The 17,921-nt window shown below is 52.2% G+C and carries 21 protein-coding genes; 13 read left to right on the forward strand and 8 right to left on the reverse strand.

Translation table 11 applies throughout. The features are described from left to right. Positions 1-267 precede the first annotated feature (267 nt). Both AC1RM7_RS14910 and AC1RM7_RS14915 read left to right on the forward strand, forming a co-directional pair. Complete coding sequence (locus AC1RM7_RS14910; protein WP_332925590.1) at positions 268-1,302, forward strand: YeiH family protein; 1,035 nt, start codon at positions 268-270, stop codon at positions 1,300-1,302. A 29-nt stretch (positions 1,303-1,331) separates the two neighbouring features. Then, positions 1,332-2,540 carry an NAD(P)/FAD-dependent oxidoreductase gene (locus AC1RM7_RS14915; RefSeq protein WP_492233930.1) on the forward strand — a complete coding sequence of 403 codons (1,209 nt, stop codon included), beginning with the start codon at positions 1,332-1,334 and terminating at the stop codon, positions 2,538-2,540. Positions 2,541-2,549: 9 nt separating this feature from the next. Here the strand turns inward: AC1RM7_RS14915 and AC1RM7_RS14920 are convergent, their stop codons facing one another. Beyond that, the gene (locus tag AC1RM7_RS14920; protein ID WP_492233929.1) at positions 2,550-3,440 is read right to left on the reverse strand and encodes a LysR family transcriptional regulator; all 891 of its coding nucleotides are present in this window, start codon (positions 3,438-3,440) and stop codon (positions 2,550-2,552) included. A 103-nt stretch (positions 3,441-3,543) separates the two neighbouring features. Between AC1RM7_RS14920 and AC1RM7_RS14925 the strand changes: the two genes are divergently transcribed. From AC1RM7_RS14925 to AC1RM7_RS14965, 9 genes are all read left to right on the forward strand, one after another. Further along, the gene (locus tag AC1RM7_RS14925; protein WP_492837521.1) at positions 3,544-4,716 is read left to right on the forward strand and encodes a muconate/chloromuconate family cycloisomerase; all 1,173 of its coding nucleotides are present in this window, start codon (positions 3,544-3,546) and stop codon (positions 4,714-4,716) included. A 1-nt stretch (position 4,717) separates the two neighbouring features. After that, complete coding sequence (gene catC / locus AC1RM7_RS14930; RefSeq protein ID WP_492233927.1) at positions 4,718-5,005, forward strand: muconolactone Delta-isomerase; 288 nt, start codon at positions 4,718-4,720, stop codon at positions 5,003-5,005. A gap of 38 nt (positions 5,006-5,043) precedes the next feature. Next, positions 5,044-5,970, forward strand: coding sequence for a catechol 1,2-dioxygenase (catA, locus tag AC1RM7_RS14935; protein WP_492233926.1), 927 nt, complete (start codon positions 5,044-5,046; stop codon positions 5,968-5,970). A 43-nt stretch (positions 5,971-6,013) separates the two neighbouring features. Continuing rightward, positions 6,014-7,204: an aromatic ring-hydroxylating oxygenase subunit alpha gene (locus tag AC1RM7_RS14940; protein WP_492233925.1), complete on the forward strand. Its 1,191-nt coding sequence runs from the start codon at positions 6,014-6,016 to the stop codon at positions 7,202-7,204. After that, a complete protein-coding gene (locus tag AC1RM7_RS14945) occupies positions 7,205-7,717 on the forward strand; it encodes a nuclear transport factor 2 family protein (RefSeq protein WP_492233924.1) in 513 nt (170 codons plus the stop codon). Positions 7,718-7,726: 9 nt separating this feature from the next. Beyond that, complete coding sequence (locus AC1RM7_RS14950; RefSeq protein WP_111835218.1) at positions 7,727-8,059, forward strand: Rieske 2Fe-2S domain-containing protein; 333 nt, start codon at positions 7,727-7,729, stop codon at positions 8,057-8,059. A gap of 34 nt (positions 8,060-8,093) precedes the next feature. After that, complete coding sequence (locus tag AC1RM7_RS14955) at positions 8,094-9,140, forward strand: ABC transporter substrate-binding protein (protein WP_111835217.1); 1,047 nt, start codon at positions 8,094-8,096, stop codon at positions 9,138-9,140. Positions 9,141-9,201: 61 nt separating this feature from the next. Continuing rightward, positions 9,202-9,966: an ABC transporter ATP-binding protein gene (locus AC1RM7_RS14960; protein WP_492233923.1), complete on the forward strand. Its 765-nt coding sequence runs from the start codon at positions 9,202-9,204 to the stop codon at positions 9,964-9,966. Continuing rightward, complete coding sequence (locus AC1RM7_RS14965; protein ID WP_492233922.1) at positions 9,963-10,724, forward strand: ABC transporter permease; 762 nt, start codon at positions 9,963-9,965, stop codon at positions 10,722-10,724. The genes AC1RM7_RS14960 and AC1RM7_RS14965 overlap by 4 nt, the downstream gene beginning before the upstream one ends. A 198-nt stretch (positions 10,725-10,922) precedes the next feature. On the opposite strand, the gene AC1RM7_RS14970 is transcribed toward AC1RM7_RS14965, so the two are convergent. The 3 genes from AC1RM7_RS14970 to AC1RM7_RS14980 all read right to left on the reverse strand — a co-directional run bounded on the left by AC1RM7_RS14970 (position 10,923) and on the right by AC1RM7_RS14980 (position 13,384). After that, complete coding sequence (locus AC1RM7_RS14970) at positions 10,923-11,228, reverse strand: transposase (RefSeq protein ID WP_492238154.1); 306 nt, start codon at positions 11,226-11,228, stop codon at positions 10,923-10,925. A gap of 175 nt (positions 11,229-11,403) precedes the next feature. Next, a complete protein-coding gene (locus AC1RM7_RS14975; protein ID WP_492233921.1) occupies positions 11,404-12,672 on the reverse strand; it encodes an MFS transporter in 1,269 nt (422 codons plus the stop codon). A 475-nt stretch (positions 12,673-13,147) separates the two neighbouring features. Further along, a complete protein-coding gene (locus AC1RM7_RS14980) occupies positions 13,148-13,384 on the reverse strand; it encodes a helix-turn-helix domain-containing protein (protein WP_492233920.1) in 237 nt (78 codons plus the stop codon). Here AC1RM7_RS14980 and AC1RM7_RS14985 point away from each other — a divergent pair. Both AC1RM7_RS14985 and AC1RM7_RS14990 read left to right on the forward strand, forming a co-directional pair. Beyond that, positions 13,337-13,708 (forward strand): hypothetical protein, encoded by a 372-nt coding sequence (locus AC1RM7_RS14985; protein ID WP_492233919.1) that lies wholly within the window; start codon positions 13,337-13,339, stop codon positions 13,706-13,708. The genes AC1RM7_RS14980 and AC1RM7_RS14985 overlap by 48 nt on opposite strands. A 40-nt stretch (positions 13,709-13,748) precedes the next feature. Beyond that, positions 13,749-14,363, forward strand: a complete 615-nt coding sequence (locus AC1RM7_RS14990) for a superinfection immunity protein (protein ID WP_492233918.1) — start codon at positions 13,749-13,751, stop codon at positions 14,361-14,363. 71 nt (positions 14,364-14,434) lie between these two features. On the opposite strand, the gene AC1RM7_RS14995 is transcribed toward AC1RM7_RS14990, so the two are convergent. The 4 genes from AC1RM7_RS14995 to AC1RM7_RS15010 form a co-directional block, all read right to left on the reverse strand. After that, positions 14,435-14,674, reverse strand: a complete 240-nt coding sequence (locus AC1RM7_RS14995) for a hypothetical protein (protein ID WP_492943892.1) — start codon at positions 14,672-14,674, stop codon at positions 14,435-14,437. Between the two features lie 157 nt (positions 14,675-14,831). Beyond that, positions 14,832-15,509 carry a hypothetical protein gene (locus AC1RM7_RS15000; protein ID WP_492943893.1) on the reverse strand — a complete coding sequence of 226 codons (678 nt, stop codon included), beginning with the start codon at positions 15,507-15,509 and terminating at the stop codon, positions 14,832-14,834. Positions 15,510-15,629: 120 nt separating this feature from the next. Beyond that, complete coding sequence (locus AC1RM7_RS15005) at positions 15,630-17,516, reverse strand: DUF3631 domain-containing protein (RefSeq protein WP_492233916.1); 1,887 nt, start codon at positions 17,514-17,516, stop codon at positions 15,630-15,632. Next, positions 17,513-17,908 (reverse strand): hypothetical protein, encoded by a 396-nt coding sequence (locus AC1RM7_RS15010; protein ID WP_146744785.1) that lies wholly within the window; start codon positions 17,906-17,908, stop codon positions 17,513-17,515. Before AC1RM7_RS15010 ends, AC1RM7_RS15005 begins: the two co-directional genes overlap by 4 nt. Positions 17,909-17,921: the final 13 nt, after the last annotated feature.

Here is a 17,921-nt window from a genome sequence, read left to right on the forward strand (position 1 = left end):
AGGTCTCAAATCAGACCCAAACCGAGCTGTTTAGCGGTGCGAACAAGCACTACAAGCCCAAGTACGAAGCGATGGGAAGCACATGCTCGGAAACCAATTTCAAGAAGACCTTTCTGATCGAGGATCGAGTTGTATCCCGCGGATTTTTCAAAACGTCCTGCGGAAAATTGTCGCGGCACAAACGCAAAGCCAGCGGACGCGACATGCTTCCCGGCTCAATCTTTCAGGTGGATTTTTGCGAAACGAGGCAAAGAGCCAGATCGTTACATGAGAGCCCAGCCTATAAAAACGTCGCAGTCATTTCTCGGAAAATACTTCCAAGTTCTGATTGGTGCTTTTCTTTGCTTTACGATCGCGTTGATAGCGTTCGTTTTTCGCAAGGCGGTGCCACAACTAACTATCGTAAGTCCGATGGCATTCGCTATCACGATAGGTGTCATCGCGAACAACACCGTGGGAACTCCGACAATCGCGAAGCCCGGAGTAAAGTTTTGCATGAGGCACGTCTTAAGACTGGGCATCGCTATGCTGGGCCTGCAGCTGACTTTTCCTCAGATTTTCGATCTCGGCCTGTCCGCGTTCGGCATTATAACCGTGTCTTTAATCGGCTCTGTAGCATTCACGTTGTGGCTTGGTCGAAAGATCGGAGTTGACCGCGGCCTGACTGAATTAATTGCCGCAGGCACTGCGATATGCGGCGCGTCGGCTGTTCTGGCCACTAATAACATCACGCGCGCACCGGAAGAAGACGCGATCTATGCTGTTGCCTGCGTGACAATATTGGGTTCTTTCTCAATAGCACTATACCCCGTTGTATCTTCGCTCATCGGGCTCGGACCGAAAGACTTTGGGTTATGGTGTGGTTCTTCTATTCACGAGATCGCTCAGGTGGTTGCAGCTGCCTTCCAAAACGGGGAGACGGCCGGGGAAGCAGCTACGATTTCTAAACTGAGCCGTGTGGTTCTTTTGGCGCCGCTTGTGATGTTTTTCGGGTTGGTCAAGATGTCGACGCGGAGGAGCTCGATAAACGGTCCGAGCAGTGCGCCCGGTGTGCCGTGGTTCGTGGTCGGTTTTATCGCGATGGTGGGATTAAACAGCGTAGTACATATTCCAGAGGAAAGTCGCACAGTCATAGTTCTATTAACGGCGGTTATGCTAACTGCGTCACTGGCTGCGATGGGATTAGAGACCGACTTTTCGAAACTCAAGGCAAGAGGCGCTAAACCATTCCTCCTGGCCATTGCATCTTGGGTTTTCATCGCAAGCTTTAGTTTGATGCTGATAAAGTTTGTACGGTCCTGAAGCAGGGTCGGTACCTCCGAGGTTTTCATATGATCAAAGTGGTGATTGTAGGTGCAGGACAGGCAGGTGCACTTTGTGCGTTGAACCTGAGACGGCACGGCTTTGAAGGTGAGATTGTCCTGATTGGCGATGAAAAGCATTATCCGTACGAAAGACCGCCGCTTTCTAAGGCTGCTCTGTTAGGAGCAGGAGTTGTACCTGTTTACGTTGGCTCGAAATCAAAATTTGAATCGCAGACAATTCAGCTCAAGCTGAATCTTTGTGCTTTGAGCGTCTCTCGAAACGAAAAAACGATAGAGCTTTCGAATGGTAGCCAGGAGCATTATGACTATTTGATCTTAGCAACCGGCTCTCGCCCAAGGCCCTTCAGTATACAGGGTGGCGAACTACCCGGAATTCACACTCTTAGAACTCTAGACGACGCAAACGAATTGAAAAGGTCCCTCGATGGTGGCGGCGGAGTTCTGATCGTTGGAGGTGGCTGGATTGGTCTAGAGGTCGCTGCATCAGCAAGGTCGAAGGGTTTGCAAGTGACGGTTGTCGAGGCCGGCAGCAAGCTGTGCTCCAGAGCGTTGCCTTCCGAGTTGAGCGACTATCTCTGTGCAGTTCATCAGAGCAAAGGTGTGGAAATCGAACTTGATACCACGGTGTCTACGATTGACGGCCAGGATCGAGTGGAAGTGGCAGCCCTTTCATCCGGAAGGCGGATACCCGTCTCTACTGTCGTTGTCGGGATAGGGGCAATTCCAAATGCAGAAATTGCTCTTCAAAGCGGATTGATTGTAGAAAACGGAATTGTCATCGATGAATACTGCAGAACGTCTGACGCATCAATTTTTGCCGTGGGTGATGTCGCCTGTCAGTTCAACGCGTTTGCCCGTCGACCATTGCGCCTCGAGTCATGGGAAAACGCGCAGCTCCAAGCGATGAAAGTTGCTAAGACCATACTAGGTATGGCCGACACAGCTGCGAACATTCCATGGTTTTGGTCAGACCAGTATGATCTCAGCATACAGATGCTAGGATTACCTGGAGAGTTCGACTCAACCGTTAGTCGCGGATCAATTCAAGCTTCTGAGTTTTCGCGGATCTACCTAAAGGACGGAAAAATCACCTACGTCTGCACCGTGAATCGTCCAAAGGAATTAGCTATGATCAAGAAGCTAATGCTGAAAGGTATAACCATTGAGCCCGACAAGCTGGCGTCGGTCAAAAGCATAAGTGAACTGGCGGCCTAGGACTCTACCTCAGCTCTCATCACGGCGAATCTGACTCGTCAGCCGTCTAAACATTGCTAGTGACGTTGATCGGTCATTTGACCGATAGCTCATGATGATAGGCGAAACGATATCTGTATCAGCAAGCGGAATATATACTACGTCGTCTCGACCAAAGCGACTTACAGAGTTCGGCACGATACAAATTCCTGCACCGGCAGCAACTAATCCTAACGCTGTTTGGAGCTCGCGCACTTCGAAAGCGACGGGCGGCTCAACGCTTCGATCGCGATAAAACGAAAGGACTTGGTCTGCGTAACTCGGCCTCGGCATCTTTGGATAGATAATCAAGGGTTCGCGAGCTGTATCAATCAGCTTCAGTTCTTTTGAGGGATCACTCAACCGGTGGCCTCGAGGTATTGCCGCGGATAATCGTTCTTCGTGTAGCACCTCTCGAGTGATTGTAGGGTCATCAAATCGGATCCGTCCAAATCCAATATCAATTCGCCCATCTTTGAGGGCCGACACTTGTTCGAGCGTAGTCATTTCGAAAAGCGAAACCTCGACAGCAGGGGCAGCTGTTCTGAACTGCCCAATAAGCTTAGGTAAAGCGTCGTACAGAACTGAACCCACGAACCCGATGTTCAAGTGGACGTTCCAGCCTTTGCCAATACGTTTCGTCATCGATTCAATTTCATCAGCGCGTTGCAGCAACTGACGGGATTGTTCGTAAAAGAAACGACCAGCCTCAGTGAGCTTGATTGGCCGTTGGCGTTCCAACAGCTTTACGCCCAACTCCTCCTCGATCTGCTTGATCTGACGGCCTAGCGGCGACTGGGCAATGTGCAACTTCTCCGCCGCGCGGGTGAAATTAGCTTCAGCTGCGACTGTAACGAAATACCGAAGGTGCCGAAGTTCCATCTTTGCGTTCCTAGACCCGAAAGGTCTGAAAGTAGACCAAAATGGAGCTATCCTAAAGGGGCGCTGCCCCCTAAAAAACTCGAAATAACTTGATTGGTCAGTCATGGCAAGCAAACTATCAATTGACGAGATTGAGACCGTTCTGGTCGATATCCCGACTATCCGCCCCCATAAGCTATCTATGACGACGATGAACGTTCAGAGTAGCTTGATCGTTCGAATCCGAACATCTGACGGCGTGATCGGCATAGGTGAAGCAGCGACAATTGGCGGTCTTAGCTACGGCCCTGAAAGCCCAGAGGGGATAAAGCTGGCCATAGATACGTACGTAACTCCTGTCCTGAAGACCTGCGACCCGGAAAATGTATTGGCAACGATGAATGCGATCGACGCGCACGTGCGCGATAATCGATTTGCGAAGAACGCTGTTGAAACTGCGCTCTGGGATGGCATTGGAAGACGATCAGATCGCTCTCTCTCCGATATTTTCGGTGGTCGATACCGGGAGCGGTTACCGATTGCCTGGACTCTCGCAAGCGGTGACACGCACGCGGACATCAAAGAGGCGGAAAATATGCTCGCTTCCCGCAGGCACAACACCTTCAAACTTAAAATTGGCCGTCGCAGCGTCCAAGAAGATGTTGAGCATGTAGCGCAAATCAAACGAGCTTTGGGAAGTTCAGCAAGCGTGCGCGTAGACATCAACCAAGCTTGGTCAGAAACTGAAACTGCTTCGGCCTTGATCAGCCTGCGAGATGCGGGCGTCGACCTCATTGAACAGCCGATCGCCGGTTGGAATCGCGATGGGTTGGCTAGGCTGTCTCGCCAATCCGTTGTACCGATTATGGCTGACGAAGCTTTGTGTGGTCCAGAAAGCGCATTTGACCTCGCCAAACGAGAAGCTGCGAATGCGTTTGCGGTCAAAATTTCTCAATCAGGCGGGCTGGTAGCTGCATCAAAGGTCGCTGCAATCGCGGAGGCTGCCGGCATAGGATTGTACGGTGGAACCATGCTGGAGGGCGCGATTGGCTCTATTGCGTCAGCGCACCTCTTCTCCACCTTTCGAAAGCTTGATTGGGGAACAGAGTTGTTCGGCCCCCTTCTTTTGACGGAAGAGATTCTCACTACGCCGCTAGACTATTCCGAGTTTAGCTTAGGAATTCCTACGGGTCCCGGGTTGGGCGTCGAGATCGACGAAGATCGCCTATCATTTTTTCGACGGGATGCAGCAAGACGAGTGGTTGTGCTGGTAACGTCCCTAGCCGCGCGAGGTTGAAATGCTGTTTCAGGTGAAAATGACAGTGACGATTCCGGCGCATTTGGCCAGTGGCGAGTTTGATTCACTTAAGAAGCTAGAAAAGGCCCGCGCTCAGGAACTTCAGATTGCGGGCGTTTGGCGTCATCTTTGGCGGATTGTTGGAAACTACGCCAATATTAGCGTTTTTGAAGTTACGAACGGCGAGGAACTTCATGAAATTCTCTCAACGCTGCCGCTGTTTCCTTACATGAACTTAGAAGTGACACCTTTGTGTCGGCATCCATCATCGATCGAAGCGCGGGGCTAGCGGTTGAGCGCTTACCAAAAAAGTAAAGGGAAGAGACAATGAGCGATAGGTTCGTATCGGATGAAGTAATTACCAAACTGGCCTCCGAAGCATCAGGATTGAACGCTTCCGGAGGAAATCTTCGTGTCAAGAAGATCGTCAATCGCCTTCTAGCCGATCTGTTTCGCGCGATCGACGATCTAGATATTCAAATGGATGAAGTTTGGGCAGCAGTTGCATACATCGGCGAAGCCGCCAAAAGCAACGAGCTCGGTTTGATCGTTCCCGGCATCGCCTTGGAGCACTTTTTAGACCTTCGCCTAGATGAGGCTGAGCGCCGAGCAGGGGTCATCGGCACGACGACAAGAACAATTGAGGGCCCGCTATACATTGCCGGCGCACCTATGTCGGACGGATATGCCCGGCTTGACGACGGGTTAGACGATGGAGAAGTCCTTTTCATGGAGGGTCAAGTAAAGGACGTTTCAGGAAAACCAGTGGGCGGCGCTGTCGTCGATGTCTGGCACTGTAATACTATGGGTTTCTACTCGCACTTTGGCCCTGAGCAAACGCCATACAACCTGAGGCGGCGCATCAAGACGGGAGCCGACGGTAAGTATAGCTTCCGTTCTATTATGCCAAGCGGGTATGGCGTTCCTCCAGGAGGTAACACTGACAAACTTATGTGTTTGCTTGGACGGCATGGGCAACGGCCGGCGCACATCCATTTCTTTATCACTGCTCCCGGCTACCGACAGTTGACAACGCAAATCAATATTGCCGATGACAAATACCTACACGAGGACTTTGCTTTCGGCACGCGCGAGGGACTTATCCCAGAAATCGAACGTGTGAGCGACTCAGCAGAATTCAAAAGTAAAGAACTAAACCGACCATTTGCGAAGATTAATTTTGACTTCGCAATCGCCAAGGAGACGAAAGGCCTCGTCGACACCATCGTCCATAGAGAACGGGCGTCGGTTTAGACCATTCTTCCGGCCGCGCTAGGGAATGAATTCGGAGTAACCAATGCAATCAACATCGATCCAAGTTTCTCATAGCCTTCGTTCTGATCACTATGTGGACAATAAGATCTACTCTGATCCGGCCATCTTTAAGATTGAGCAGGAGAAGATCTTTAAGAAAGTTTGGAAGTTTGCTTGCTGCGAATCGGAAGTCCCGAACAAGAACGACTACCGCTCGTTGAGTGTTGCCGGTGTTCCATTATTCGTCGCCAGAAGTCCTGACGGTAAGCTGCGGGCATTCGTAAATTCGTGTTCTCATAGGGGGGCAAAAATTGTTGATGTTCCTCGCGGGAACGCCCGCGAGTTGGAGTGTCCTTTCCATCGTTGGACATACAACACCTACGGTGAGTGCACGACAATTCCGAGAGAAGAGGCATTTGCTTCTGCTGGGATCGACAAGAGCAAATGTGGGCTGCCGGAAGTTCGGTGCGAGTCACTACACGGGCTGGTGTTCGTAAACCTGGATCAAGAAGCGAAGCCCTTAGTCGAGTGGCTTGGTGGATGCTTGGAAATCTTTGATGATCTCTTCGGGAAGGCGGAACTGGAGGTTTTTCATTTTCATGAGCAAGTAGTGAAGTCCAACTGGAAGCATTGGCAGGAAACAAACATGGAGCTCTATCACGAGTATCTACATGTCTTGAATCGCCAAACGAGCATGCGCGAACCAGCGTACTTCAAACGTAAATGGCGGGGATACTCTGGCGGACACGCAACACTCGATCCTCTGGTCGTGGATTACAGCAAAATGAAGGGGATGAAATCGCGCGGAGGTTATGAGCTTCCTGGATTGCAGCCGAACGAGTTTCGTTTGGTCGACATATTCCCCGACGTGATGTTGAATTGCCGCGCTACTGTTATGCGAATTGATACGCAAATGCCTATCAGTCCCAGCGAAACCCTCGTGCAATTTCGTGGCCTTGGCGTTAAGGGCGAACCGGCAGACGTGCGAAAAGCGCGGCTACGCGACCATGCAGAATTTTGGGGTCCATTTGGACGCAACTTGCCGGAAGATCAGTTTGCGGCCGAGCGCCAAACAGAGACGATGAAAGGCGAGGCGACTCCGATTTCCCTCATGGCGAGGGAAGAAGACAACATGACGCAAGATGATTTTCCAATTCGAGAATATTATCGGGAATGGTCTGCTCTGACTGGCTTAAATCCAGCCGATCCACGGCCTGCCGCGACAGGTGCTTAAATGCAAAAAAATGCGCCACTGGAAGCGGAACATATCCGAAATAAACTCTCTCGCCCCGAGGTTGTCGGAGAAATACAGAGCACTATCGCCCACGCGAATTATCTGATGGACGCAGAAAAGTTCGTAGATTGGTTGGCTCTCACTCATTCGACTTTCACTTATGGAATCTACGCCTTTAGCCCAGAAATTCAGGGTGAGGTGGTTTTGATGGAAAAGGATCGAGCAGGTCTGAAGTTGCTCTTTGATCAACTGACGATGCATGAACGATATCCGGATAAGTTTCGTAGAATCGTCGGAGGAAGCTTTCTCAGCGGAATGTTTGATAACGGATGCAGCGCGGTGACGGCAATCTCAGTCTATCATACCAATGTAGCTGGCGTATCAGCGTTATTTTGCGTTGGCACCTATGAAGATACCTTTGTGCTCACCGAGGAGTCACGATTTGCTCTGGCTGCTCGCAAAGTTACTCTTGATACTCGTCGACTTCCGTTTGGGTCACACATTCCAATGTAGGAGCAACTAGTGACCTGGCAGTTTGTTATTGATCTCGATGAGCTTGAAATTGGTGAGGTCAAGGAAGTTTCCTTGGATAGCAAAATTTCGGTTGTTGCCCTTCGGACGGATGACTTCGTGAGAGTCATTCCCCCGCTGTGTCCGCATATGGAAGAGCCACTTCGGCATGGTTTCTGCGAGGGAAACACCGTTACCTGCAGTAAGCACTTTTGGGAGTGGAATGCGAACGATGGCTCTGTTCTCGAAAGCGCCGATAAGCCACTTCATATGTATGAGTCTAAAGTAGAAAACGGGAAAGTGTTCGCTTTCATAGAAGAAGAATTCTCATACGAGTACGATTGAATCAAAAGCGAACCATCAAACGGGAGGATCGAGAGTGCTTATCAAGCAATCCAAGACTATAGCTATTGTTGGTGTGTTGATCGGCGGTCTACTAGTAGCGATGATCGAATCAGCCGATGCTCAAGATAAAAAAGCTATGGGTCGTGGGGAAACGGTTCGAATAAACACTTTTCCTGGTTCGATCATTAATCTGCCGATTTGGGTTATGAATGACCAGGGCTTTTGCCGAGAGAGAAACTTAAAATGCGACCCCACAGATATTCCTTCAGCGCCGCTAGCGTTGCAGGCACTTGTTGGAGGTAGTTTAGACCTCAATTTTTCGGCGACCGATGTGGCGCTTCAATCAGTGTCTCGCGGAAACAAAATTAAGATCGTCGGAGCGCTTGCGCCGAATAACATCTTTACGTTGAACGTTGGCAACGAAGTCCCGCTCCCAAACCTAAAGGCAGGCTATCCAGCTGTAATGCAAGACCTAAAGGGTAAGAGAATCGGAGTAACGGCCCGGGGCGCAGCAACTGAAATTATGACGCGCGCCCTTTTCGCTGGAGCCGGTGTAGACCCGGATAGTGTCACTTACGTTGCGGTGGGCTCACCCGCCACCTCTTATCCCATGCTTGTAGCAAAGCAGCTCGACGCAGCAATGATGTTTGAGCCTTTCGCTACGCTATGCAGAACGCAGAAATCATGCGTGACGGCAGTCAGCTTAGCTAATGGCGATGGACCTGCGGATGTTAAAGCTCTTAACGGAGCGTTTCTACCCTTGCTTGCCACGGACAGTTACATCGCCGCGAATCCGCACGTAGTTAAAGCATTTGTCGAAGGCATGGCCGACGCAATCGATTGGACTCAAAAGCCCGAAAATTTTGCAAAAGTTCTTAAGATTGCTAAATCGCACATGTCGCTCGGTAATCTCCCTGATCCTGAAACGCTTCTTGAAGAACTTGTTAAAGCCGAGATTCCAACACTGGGTGTGCGTGTCGATCGCAAATCAGTGGCTGCATATTCAGATCTTCTTCTGAAGTACAAAGTAACTGACAAGCCAGTAACCGTGGATGCGATTGTCTATGCCGATGCCCCATAAAGCTAATGTCACTCAGCTTCGGCAGCAATCCATGTCAGCCCCGCGAAACGCGGCATTGGAGATGAACGGCCGTATCCAGGTAGATAACGTAAGCCAAAAGTTCGGAGGGGTGGTCGTTTTAGACGATGTATCACTCGCGGTCGAGCCGAGGCAGTTTATCTCACTTATCGGACCGAGCGGATGCGGAAAGACCACGCTATTAAACTTAATAGCAGGGCTAATACCTCTAGCAAGCGGCTCCATTGGAGTGTCGGGTACCTCGCCGAATGCCGGGCGTCGCGATGTGGCTTACATGCTCGCCAGGGACTCGTTACTCCCTTGGAGAACCGCGCAGCAAAACGCAGAGTTCGGTTGCGAAATCAGGGGCGTTGAGAAAGAGATCCGTCGACTAAAGGCGGAGAAATTGCTCGAGCAAGTCGGTCTTAAAGGGTTCGAAGACTCTTTCCCAAAAATGTTGTCGCACGGAATGCGGCAACGCGTTGCTCTTGCGCGAACGTTTTGCCTAGACGCCCCAATTTTGCTGATGGACGAGCCCTTTGGCGCGCTGGACGCGCAGACCAAACTTCAACTCGGGGAGATACTTTTATCGCTTTGGAACAAGGAGCAGCGCACGGTCGTGCTTGTCACGCATGACCTCGGTGAAGCAATTTCCCTTTCGGACCGTGTTATTGTTGTGAGCGCACGTCCCGGCAAAATTCTTGCTGATGTTGCGATCGATCTTCCCAGGCCCCGTTCTGCTCGTGCGTTGCAAAAAGACCATCGCTTCCACGAACTCTATGCAGAATTGTGGAGCAAGCTTGAGATTGCTCTGGGAGGATCGATATGAGCCAACTTATCCGCCCACCCCTTTGGATCGGGCAAGTAATCTTTCTGTTTGCGCTTGGTGCCCTCTGGCAGGCCTTGGCCAATTACGGTTTCATAAACCCGATTTTAATCGGCGATCCGGTTGGAATCCTGCTATTTCTCTATAATGGGCTTTTCACTAATTACACTCTTGTTCCCCACCTTCTTTGGACGCTTTGGGCGACAGTCTCCGCATTTTTGATCGGGAGCATTCTTGGGATCGGCGTCGGCTCGCTCTTTGTCGCCTATCCCGGGCTCGAAAAATTCTTGGAACCGATATTTGCCGGGCTGAATGCTTTGCCGCGCGTAGCGCTTGCGCCGCTCTTCCTCCTGTGGTTTGGACTTGGAATATCGTCAAAGATTGCGCTGGGTGCGAGTCTAACGTTCTTCATCGTCTTGAGCGGTACGGTCGCGGGTGCGCGAAGCGTTGATTCTGATCATTTAACGCTGTCGCGAATGCTAGGGGCAACGTCCACTCAGATTTTTACCCAGATCACGCTTCCAGGTGCGGTGCCAACGCTTTTCTCCAGCTTACGTCTTGGGCTGATTTATGCTCTCCTTGGAGTCGTCGCCGGCGAACTTCTCGCTGCAAGGGCGGGCCTCGGACAAGCATTGAGCCTATTTGCAGGGAGTTTCCAGACCAACGGAGTGTTTGCAGTTTTGTTTCTTCTCGCTTTGATCGGAAGTTGCATCCTAGCCGCTATGAACCGTGTCGAAGCGCGATTTCTGCGCTGGAAATAGATCAGCCTCGTTCGACCTACCGACGGCCGCCTTCTGAAAGTTGCTGTCGATGGGCAATGCGACCGGCCGGCTATAATGCTATCAAACTCGCTCGGTACGCGATGGAGATGTGGGAGCCCCAAATGTTCGACGCCGATCCGCAATCGAGCCGGTGATCGGCCACCTCAAGGCCGAAGGTCACCTCGGCCGCTGGGCCGATCACGCGCCGGCTTTCAATGCACAAAGTCTTTGCGTCCGGCCGACCCGGACCGTCACGCCGCGGATCTTGACCTCGATCGTTCCGGCACGGGCCTCGGCCTTGCACCGCGGCGCCCTCCGTTGCGGAACAGGAGACGGTCCCGCATTCACAACTGCCGGCACGAACTGCAGCCCGTCAGCCTCAGAACGTTCAGCCTCGGAATCTCGCAATTGACGTCGCCAGCCAAACAACTGCTGCGGTGATAATCCATGGCATCGAGCCACGGCACAGACCGAGTCTCCGCTGGTCGCGATCTCAGCGACAATCCCGGCCTTGTCTTCACGCCATGTCCGCCGCGCCCGGCACCGGTGAACACTTCCAGCCGGCGGACCGGCTCTGTGAGAGCAATATGTTCAGTGTCCATTCTAAGCCTAACGGTCAAAACCAGACCGCAGACTCGCAGATCACGACATCATCCGGAAGGCGGCCGCGGGACACCGCTTACCCTTTAAATTGCTGCTTGCGAGTTGCATACAGGAGCGGCTGCGCAACCAAACTTCCGGCAAGAATAAGTCCGCTCGCAAACGCAAACCCGGTTTTGTAATTACCGAGTGCGTCTCTGAATAATCCGCCCGCCCAACTACCAAATCCGGCGCAGATGAACGATAAGCACCACATCGTGGCCAACCAAAATCCGAACTGTCGAGCTGGAAAGTTAGCACGCGCTGAGGTTCCGTAAGCCGGGAAGGCTGCCCCGAAGCCGATGCCAAAGATAGCCGCTCCTGTGGAAATCAAGAATACAGATTGTTCCGAAAACGCGACAACCATAATTCCAATTGCAATAATTAAATTGCTAGCGAGGATGACTCTTGAGGAATCTATCGATTTTAACAGATATCCCGCTGCCAATCGGGACACGATAGTGGCGCCTAGTGTTGAACTCATCAACGCGGACGACGTAAATGGATCAATTGCGCTCTCTTCGCAGAAGATCATGAAGTGGCCAATGAACAGAAAACTACCAATGCTACAGACAGCGAAATGTGCCATCGCAAAATAATAAGTAAACCAATTTGTGCTCGGTTGCTGTTCAGTCTCTGGTTCTATGGACGCCGAAGTTATCGGCGGCTCACGGATAAACACGAGACTCGCGAGCCCGATTACTGCAGTAGATGCAATCCCATAATTTAGCAATGCGCTACGCCAGCCATTATGCAACGCCATATCGCGCAAGATTAGCGGGACTACTATCCCGCCCACACCTTGGCCGCAGGTAACGATAGCGATCGCATAAGTTCGGTTATGGTCAAACCACCGGCTGGCCGCAGCGGTGATTGGGCTAAAAAACGTACCTTGCCCAATTCCGCCAACTAGAATTCCGTACGCAAGCGCGATTTGCCAGAATTCATCGGCGCGGCTGGCAATTAGCAATCCCGCACCAATTGAGATTGCTGCCAACAGGGCGAGCCTTAAGAAATTCATTCGGTCGGATGCGTATCCAATCACCAAGCTTCCGACAGCTGCGCCAACTAAGGCTGCCGTATGAACCAGTGAAAGCTTGCCGCGAGACCAAAAGAGCTCGTCCGACATGGGTTTCATTAAGATAGGAACTGAAGTCACCGCGCCGAAGCTCAGGGATGTCATCAACAATGAAAGGCAAGCGACAACCCAACTATAGGCACCCTCCGACGTCTTCACTTTCGCTGATTCAGAATATTCGATCACAATGAGCTCGATGCGCGACACAAAACGGGGTGTGGCCTGAAACAATCATTTCCACTGTAGTAAGCGCTTCTTAGCGTTAGTCATGATTAGGATGATTACGCTGCCAACCACCGCTAGAAAAGACGTCGCCGGACGCTCGAATGCGAATGATTAGACTCGTCTGACCGTTAGTCGTTGTCATGGAAAGATGGTGGAGGGAATCCGGCTTAATGGGTAAATACTAAGTGCATTCTCCTTACCTTCACAGCGCCGTCTGGGTCTATGTGAAGACCTAGCAGGTCTAAAGCGCTTCATTTAGGCTTGGAGCCGTAAGGCGCGGCCTCTGCGATCTTCGCGCTAACGCTTAGGCTTTAGAATGCTGCCTACACACGTTACCAACACGATGGGGGTCAGGGAGGCGACGATTTCGGCTCGATACAATCGTTCGTGCGTTTCAGGTGTAGAATCGCCGATAGTTCTGGGGATCGAAAGTGAAGCCGCGAAACATAAGCGCTGGTTTCCTGTTTAAGGCGGTCTGGAACTATGTGCATTTTTTGGCTGACTTGCGAGCTAACGGCTTGAGGAATGTGTCGGGTGGCACGTCCAGCACTGCCGCAAACTTCCCGATAATCTCAAGCCCGACGTAGGCAACCCCTCGCTCCAGTTTGCTCACATGGGCTCGGTCCACGTCAGAATCGTGGGCCAGCTGCTCTTGGGAGAGACCCCTTTCATGCCGGATGCGGCGCAGATTGGCTGCGAATGGCTGGCGGATATCCATGCCGCCAACCAACCGCGCTATCGCGACACGCTTGATACCGCATTCCTTTGGTCTGCATTCTTCGGCGTCTACGCCGATGCTTATGCTGTCAGAGCGGATAATCAAATTGATCGTGGCATAGATCCTATGCCGGAGCTGATGGATGGCGTGCGCATGCTGGTCGCTTACGAGAAGCGATGCATGAGCGATACCAGACGCTTCGCACTCCAGCCGACAGACTCTGACGTTCTGATTGTCCTCTATCCGGGCTTTTACGTTCCCGGCTGCATGCCGACTCCCACGAGCAATAAGACAGAGTCCTTCCTGCTAGGTGCGCGGAACTGAACGAGCGACTGTCATTCAATAAGCGAGAGGGTTTTACGGGATGTCAGAAGTTGCGAACATTGCACTGGAGATCGAAAATCTCGACGAGCTGCGAATTCGAAAGGTCATTACTGACGAGGAATTTGCAGACCGAAAAGCAAAGCTTCTAGCGCCAACTAAACCGGGCAATCCGCCAACGCAAAAACGACCAGGTACAATACTGGCAGTCTCGGTTATCGCGGTGTCGTTGCTGGTGGGTGCTGCTTACGGCGGAAACGGTGCAGTCATTCTCGGGACTATGTTCGGCTTATTCATTTATCTGCTACCGGCCTTTATCGCGTATCAGCGCTGGCACACGAACAGGCACGCCATTCTGGTTATCAACCTCTTCTTGGGCTGGTCGATTATTGGTTGGCTCGGGGCGTTGATCTGGTCGGCGACCTCCGCAACGACAAAATCGACAACGGCGTCAGTCGCACTCGTAGGAGGAGTCTTGGCTGCAAGTTCGATGTTCTCGGCAGACGTGCGGGCTCAAGAACTCTATCCGGACATTGCTCGGGAACATATCGCAGCTTATCGGGACCTAGATGACAAAGCTTACCTTTGTGAAATATCTGCGGCTAAAATTTGCTCCCCGTTTGAATGGCGAGCAAGCGGCGATCATGGCGTCAAATGAATTTGCGGTACACAACCACCGGTCGTTTCTATCAACTAATGAGCAGCCATGATCTTCAAGCTAAGGCAGGATTACATTTTGCCGTCGTCACGAGCTTTGCGCTCGTACCCAGCAATCTCTTCCTTCGTGAACTGCCGTACCGGAGATGCTGGACCGTATTTGTTTCCGCGAAAGCCACGCGTGCGTGCTGATCCAGGACGAACCTGAGGATTAATCTTATCCCGCTCTTCGTATGGATACTCGCCGGAGGTTTTAATGTGGGTGAGATCTGAAGTGGTCTTTGTTTTACTGTAGCGACTATCGTTCGGCATATTCGTTTGACCTGTAAATTAGCTGATACTGAGTGAGCTGTTAAAATTTCAATGACTATCATTTTGACAACTATTGTACGTAGCCGCAGACCAGAACGATCTGCAGCTTCTCGGAGTTCATGACAAAAGCGACGGGGAGACTGGCTCGACGTGCCGTTTAGTCGAGGAGGTCGATCGGCCACATCGTGCGGTCGAAAACCCACTCTAAGTCAAGTTGCTTCAGGTTATAGCGATCTAACCTGTCTTTGTTTTTGATCGGGGACGAATGAATCGAGCCCTTGATATTGTGGGCCCGGCAAACGCTTTCCCAGATGCTTTTGGCGCCCGCGTCGAATGACGGCAGTCCCGCTGTTGGGATATCGATCAGCGCATGGAAATGAAGCGGCGCAAATGTTCCCATCTTGCTCCATATCTCCGGCACAACAACGAAGTTCTGAGCGGCGAAATCAAGTTCCAATTTTGCAGACCGGTGTATGCCTCTCAACATGCGCACCAAAAATTCGCGAATACATTCCCGCGCGATATTTGCGTCTTCAGGTTGAAAGACTTCGTGCCAATCTAACTTGAAAACCAACTCACGGTTCGCTGGCATGGAATTGAGTTTAAAGACTGCATCCTTTCGGATAGCTGCGTGCTGATCGGCGAGCGTACGCGCTCCCCTGGCTGCAATCGTCAGTTCAAACGGCGTTTTTGCCTGCTTGATGCGCTTAATGGCTTCCGAGCGGGAAGTAGGATTCTTGGTGCCATATTTGCCGGTTGCGCCGCGATCGGGCACGTCCTTTGAGCCGGATGCGATAAGACGGCGGAGTTCTTGCTTGAGGCTGAGTTTAGTCATGTCACGCATATTTATATCGGCAAGTCGCATGAACTGGCGGGCAGGCCTAAAAAATTACAGGCAAGAGGGCGAAATGGCGTCCCAGCCGTCCCAGCCGTCCCAGACGCGCTCGTTCATAGCCTATTCGTCCGACTTCTTCGGGTAATGCTTAAACAGCTCGTCGAACTGCTCGCGGCGGTATCCCTTGGCTTGTATCGGGGTGCGAACGTTCATGGGACGGATGTGACGGGGCAGGAGCTTGGCCAATCGAAGCTGACCGTCACTTCCCCACTGACACCATGGCCGATCCTTGAATCCCTTGAGATGCGCAACAAGAGCGGCAGAGCTGATTGCGGCTGCGCCGGTCATATCGAAGCCGGCGCGTATGTCGTGAAGAAGCATCTCTTCTAAGGAAGGCTCGTCCAAGTGGATAGGATCCAGCGCCAAGGCGTCTTTGCGAGCCTGCTGCGCCCACTCCGGACCTGCAAGTTCCGCGATAGCCAGTAAAGGTTCCCATTTGTCGATGCGGCGTGAAGCAAATCCAGTCGGCATTTCTGGAACGGCGTCTAGAAGGTTGCTGACAGCGGTCTCGGCCCAAAGCTTGCAGGTCGCAGCGAGTTCTGCGATTTCGCGCTCATGATTTGGAAGAATGCGCTCGACGTTTTCGCCAGGCAACTTGCGGTGCATGTAAAAAGTTATGCAGCGGCTGGCAAGTGCCGCATTCGGCATCTTGCCAATGCGCGCAATGACTTTAGGACACCACGCACTATAGCTCTTTCCACCCGCACGACGGATTCGCGGGCCATTGCGCTTGCAACCTGCGTTGAAGAACTTGATCAGCGTAATATTCGACGAGGTAAAGTTGAGATCGCCTTCATCGTAGATGATTGTCGCGCCCTGATCGGCAGGTTCAAACAACGACGCGGGCGTCGCGTCGAAGACTTTTTCAACGCTCGGCGAAAGTCCGGCCAAAATGTCGATGAGTACTGTCTTTCCGCTTTCCTGCGCAATCGACTGCACTTCAATGATTGGCGACGTGCGAGCGGCACGAAACGCCCAAAAATGAAGTAGGGCGAGTGCGCTGACACGAGCATACGATTCCGGCAGGATCACGTGACGTGCGATGCGCGACGCCACTGAATTCAACAGTTCGGAAGTCTCATTGGGTGTTGCAACCGTCACCGATACGTCACGCGGCGTGCCGGCTGGCGACGTCGGCGTTGAACGTCCGTCATCGTAAAGACCGCTCTCCTTCGTTGCGCGGTACAGATTGATGTGGTGGGCCAGCACGCTCAGCACGGCACGGCGATCAGGAAGGGCGGGTTTCACCAAAGCTTCCGCTTCGTCGCGAAAAGCAAGAATATCCTCGCCTCGGAAAATGCGGGAAGCCAGGCTTTTTAAGGAACTTGCAACCTCGCTCCAGTGAAGCTGATTCTTGTCATCAAACGATACCCACTGAGCGTCTGCGTAGGCCGACGCAGGCAGCGCGGTGGGATCATCGCTAATCACAACATATCCGTCCGAGCCGTCGATGCGTTTTGCCTTTAGCTCACGCACAGCGTAGCTCTCGCCGGAACTGATCTCGAAGACAGGTAGCTTGAAGTGTTCTGCCAGGTCGACGCCTGCTTCTGCAAGGCCGATATCAGCCGGGCCCGACAGCACGAATTTCCTGCCGCCGGCCGCCTTTGCATTCATGAGCTGCATGAGAAGCGCGCCGGGCAAATGGATACCGTCCTTCCCACTACAATACTTCTCGCGAAGATCATCGCCGGTCACGATGCTGGCGTCTGCCGTTTTGCTGTATACCGAATCGACGCGGCGGTCCTCTAGGGTTAGACCGCCCGGATCCGGTACAAGCGGCGGGCTAATCCCTTCTTCGTGAGAAGGGTTGTCAGTTGATTGGTTTGTAACGGAAATTCCCTTCTCAGAAATGCTGCTTGATGGTGTTGCGTCCGCTTGTGTCGGGTGACCGGGCAAGCGAGCCCCAATGTGCTTGTCATTTGAGCTATTGTTCTCGCCGCCGGTCATGATTTGGCACCGTCGGTTGCTTCGTGGCGATGACGGTGAAGTAAGCCAGCACGTTTGGCGGAGCGTCCGAAATTCTCTGCGACGCCTTCGACGGTTCGCAGGTTCGTTCCGGTGATTTCAACCCTGTGAGCGCGAGGGCGGAACTTGACCCGTACCCCCGGGTAGACCTCAAAATCGCGAACATCGCGAATCTGGAGCAGCGGCCACACTCGCGAGAAGTAGCGGCGGAACTGCTTCTCATCGCCAAAATAGGCGACGCGGGAGACGACTCTATATATGTGTACTGTTGAGCCCACTGTCTCCATGCTGATGGTGGTGTAGACCGAGCGGCGGGTTCGCAGCTCCTTTTTGAGGCGTCGCGCCGTCACAGAACGATTTTTTTCGCTATTCATGAAGAATCCTGCA

The sequence above is a fragment of the Afipia sp. GW822-FHT03D08 genome (assembly GCF_058801645.1).

Bases quoted from the DNA above. Each gene is read 5' to 3' on its own strand.
- AC1RM7_RS14910 (WP_332925590.1), top strand. From the start codon at position 268: ATGAGAGCCCAGCCTATAAAAACGTCGCAGTCATTTCTCGGAAAATAC.
- AC1RM7_RS14915 (WP_492233930.1), top strand. From the start codon at position 1,332: ATGATCAAAGTGGTGATTGTAGGTGCAGGACAGGCAGGTGCACTTTGT.
- AC1RM7_RS14920 (WP_492233929.1), bottom strand. From the start codon at position 3,440: ATGGAACTTCGGCACCTTCGGTATTTCGTTACAGTCGCAGCTGAAGCT.
- AC1RM7_RS14925 (WP_492837521.1), top strand. From the start codon at position 3,544: ATGGCAAGCAAACTATCAATTGACGAGATTGAGACCGTTCTGGTCGAT.
- catC (WP_492233927.1), top strand. From the start codon at position 4,718: ATGCTGTTTCAGGTGAAAATGACAGTGACGATTCCGGCGCATTTGGCC.
- catA (WP_492233926.1), top strand. From the start codon at position 5,044: ATGAGCGATAGGTTCGTATCGGATGAAGTAATTACCAAACTGGCCTCC.
- AC1RM7_RS14940 (WP_492233925.1), top strand. From the start codon at position 6,014: ATGCAATCAACATCGATCCAAGTTTCTCATAGCCTTCGTTCTGATCAC.
- AC1RM7_RS14945 (WP_492233924.1), top strand. From the start codon at position 7,205: ATGCAAAAAAATGCGCCACTGGAAGCGGAACATATCCGAAATAAACTC.
- AC1RM7_RS14960 (WP_492233923.1), top strand. From the start codon at position 9,202: ATGAACGGCCGTATCCAGGTAGATAACGTAAGCCAAAAGTTCGGAGGG.
- AC1RM7_RS14965 (WP_492233922.1), top strand. From the start codon at position 9,963: ATGAGCCAACTTATCCGCCCACCCCTTTGGATCGGGCAAGTAATCTTT.
- AC1RM7_RS14985 (WP_492233919.1), top strand. From the start codon at position 13,337: ATGCCGGATGCGGCGCAGATTGGCTGCGAATGGCTGGCGGATATCCAT.
- AC1RM7_RS14980 (WP_492233920.1), bottom strand. From the start codon at position 13,384: ATGGATATCCGCCAGCCATTCGCAGCCAATCTGCGCCGCATCCGGCAT.
- AC1RM7_RS14990 (WP_492233918.1), top strand. From the start codon at position 13,749: ATGTCAGAAGTTGCGAACATTGCACTGGAGATCGAAAATCTCGACGAG.
- AC1RM7_RS14995 (WP_492943892.1), bottom strand. From the start codon at position 14,674: ATGCCGAACGATAGTCGCTACAGTAAAACAAAGACCACTTCAGATCTC.
- AC1RM7_RS15000 (WP_492943893.1), bottom strand. From the start codon at position 15,509: ATGACTAAACTCAGCCTCAAGCAAGAACTCCGCCGTCTTATCGCATCC.
- AC1RM7_RS15005 (WP_492233916.1), bottom strand. From the start codon at position 17,516: ATGACCGGCGGCGAGAACAATAGCTCAAATGACAAGCACATTGGGGCT.
- AC1RM7_RS15010 (WP_146744785.1), bottom strand. From the start codon at position 17,908: ATGAATAGCGAAAAAAATCGTTCTGTGACGGCGCGACGCCTCAAAAAG.